Annotated in this window: 2 protein-coding genes and 1 pseudogene; all 3 read right to left on the bottom strand. The window is 44.5% G+C overall.

From position 1 onward, the window contains the following. Positions 1-152: 152 nt before the first annotated feature. Positions 153-320 (bottom strand): annotated as a pseudogene (locus LC574_RS35010) (DUF1392 family protein); the annotation flags it as partial. Between the two features lie 27 nt (positions 321-347). Then, positions 348-1,571 carry a DNA cytosine methyltransferase gene (locus LC574_RS35005; protein WP_229458214.1) on the bottom strand — a complete coding sequence of 408 codons (1,224 nt, stop codon included), beginning with the start codon at positions 1,569-1,571 and terminating at the stop codon, positions 348-350. 109 nt (positions 1,572-1,680) lie between these two features. Next, positions 1,681-2,496: a DUF5131 family protein gene (locus tag LC574_RS35000; RefSeq protein WP_229458213.1), complete on the bottom strand. Its 816-nt coding sequence runs from the start codon at positions 2,494-2,496 to the stop codon at positions 1,681-1,683. Between the last annotated feature and the right edge of the window lie 114 nt (positions 2,497-2,610).

Genomic DNA, 2,610 nt, shown 5'->3' with positions numbered 1-2,610 from the left:
TGTAGTCAAAAAAACTAGAGCCAAATTCCCTTCAAAGAAACCGATACATAAAGGGCAAGGAGCTAAATTAGAAACACTCACTTTTTCTCTACTCAACACTGCTTAGAGCTTAACCGAACCGTATTGGGGGGCAGGGGGGCAGAGGAGAATTTTTATTTCTTCCATCCTATGCCTGAAACTTCTTCTTTCTCCCCTGCTCCTCCGCTCCTCTGCACCCTTGCTGCCTCAACGATTTTCCTTATCTTAGTGCCATTCCGCTCTAAAAGACTCACTAGCAACGGCGGGATTCGTTTACCCCAAGGCGGGGAGATGTACCAGCACTGTTCTAGGTCGAGTCCATCGGTTAGTCATACTTTTGCTCCTTTCAAAATACTTTGTGCCGACATGAATAATTGAGTTGCAAAACTGGGAGGCACGGAATAGCCGATAATTGACCCCGCCGTAGCAGTTTCGTTGGAAAACTCGTACCAATTAGGAAAACCCTGTAACCTCGCTGCACCTTGAATTGACAGGGATTTGACTGTACCATCAGGCAACCAGATATCAGCGAACTTACTACGGTTACAGCCTTTGTGATCGGTGAAATGCGATCGCAATATCGTGTTGCAAGGTAAATGTCCAGGTTTATATTTGGACTGTGTACGCCCCCCAACTCTTTCTATTAACAGTGGTGTTGGCGCATTCCCGGCTAAAAATTTCTCCAAAGCTTGTTGCTGTTTAGGTAGTAGATGTGAATCAGACATTGTGGGGATGAGATGGGCTATCGCCTCGTACCAACCACAAGGTGTAGCTCCCGAAGGTAGGGCAATGTGAAAACCCTTGCTTGCAATCAGGACTAACCGCCGCCGCGCCTGGGGCAGTCCAAAATCAGCCATGTTGACCACGCTGTAATTAACGTGATAACCAAGGGATTCTAAAGCATCCAGGATGATATTGAAACTCTGGCTATTGCCATAACGCGGTACATTTTCTAGTGTAAACACCCGTGGCTGCAACTGTCGGATGGCTTGAGCTACTACGATCGCTGCGGTCAGATCGTCAGCCGTTTCAATACCCTTACCCGCTTTGGCTGTGTGGGCTTGACTGAAGTTGGCGCACACAGGGGAAGCATGGAGATAGTCAGGTCTTCGTGGAAAACCTAGAAATCCTGACTGTGCTACTTCTTGCACTGTTAGTTGGATTATTCTACAGCCATACTCGCTGAAGTTGTGGTGATGGGTTTTGGCGATCGCCCTGCTCAAGTCTGGTTTAGTTGGGTCGAACTCCACCGCAATGACCGGGCGAATACCAGCTTGCACCATCCCCGCTTCTATTCCACCGCCACCAGCGAACAGTACTACAGCGATCGCTTTTCGCCGTAAAGTGTCGGTTGGTGAATTTGGAAAAGACCCTCGAAAGCAGGACTCACCAATGGATTTGTAGGAAGGGAAAGCATTGTTATCACAACCGGCTCGACGGCACAAATGACAGTAAACACGATATGCCTCCATTGTTAATGGCAAATCGTCAAGCTTACTATCCATATAAATATGGCGTTTTCTTCTGTTATCGGTAAAGCTGTCGGTAGTCATCTTTTAAACCCTCCAGCAATATTTATTTTTTCTGTTAAACTCATCGTTAGAACCCTACAAAAAACTTTTCCTTCCCCCGCCTGTTAGACGCATTGCGGGGGATTTACTTTTACTCTCTTACCGAAACAGGAAATTCCCTAACTTGTAAATGTTTTGGAAACTCTTCAATGTCTCCCCCTTTCTTGTTACGGGTTTTAAATTGCTGTCCCCCAAATTTCGCATTCGCCCCCAACTGTTTGACGAATACTTTAGTGTTTGATTGTTGGCATTGTTGGCATTGTTGGACAATTGATTCGAGCCATTCGATGTGGCATGGTCTTGAATTTGGGCCAGACTCACCACCGATAATGACTAACTGAACATCATTCAAACAATGAGTGATATTGCCCAAATCTTCTAGCAATGGTTCAACTGACCAGAAGCGGATATCAGCAGGAATCTGAGCAAGGAATTGGCTACGTTCTTCTAAAGTACGGCGATTCTCAATTGAAGTTCCTACCCAAATATTTAAAGGCAATTTGTCTAGTCCGTGACAAGAAAGCCATTCATCGATAGATGACAGCATAATTTCTGGGCGTTTAGTAAGAATCTGAAATATTTGATTGGGAGCAACGAACATTCCGTCCAACATTTCATGTTGCCAAAAACGCGGAACCCATTCACCAAAAACATCAGTCATTGAAGAAACGAAATGCTTCTTAGGTTTCCTTTGGAATCCCCATTTTCGGATAGATTCTGTATCTAGCACTAGTTCTGGTGGTTGTCCAGAATAGGGTTGCTTATTCCCACCAAAGAAAGAATTTTGATTTAGCTTTTCGCTATAGCAATTTTTACACCCCTCTGAGATTTTTTGACACCACCAACCGCCTCCTTTGGCACGGATGATATTCTCAGTTTGGTCAGTCCATTCGATATTTGTTGACATAATTATCTCCTCAATCAATAATCAGTGTAATTATCATTCGCTAATCTTATCATTCAATTCGTTAGGTGGAATTAAACGCTTATTGTTATCTTGGCGCTCAATAGCACTTTCTGG

Source organism: Nostoc sp. CHAB 5715, assembly GCF_020829685.1.
Taxonomy (GTDB): domain Bacteria; phylum Cyanobacteriota; class Cyanobacteriia; order Cyanobacteriales; family Nostocaceae; genus Nostoc.
Note: the sequence above shows the minus strand (reverse complement) of the source record. Positions and strands in the feature narration are given on the sequence as shown.

Coding starts and splice junctions, on each gene's coding strand:
- LC574_RS35005 (WP_229458214.1), bottom strand. CDS start 1,571: ATGACTACCGACAGCTTTACCGATAACAGAAGAAAACGCCATATTTAT.
- LC574_RS35000 (WP_229458213.1), bottom strand. CDS start 2,496: ATGTCAACAAATATCGAATGGACTGACCAAACTGAGAATATCATCCGT.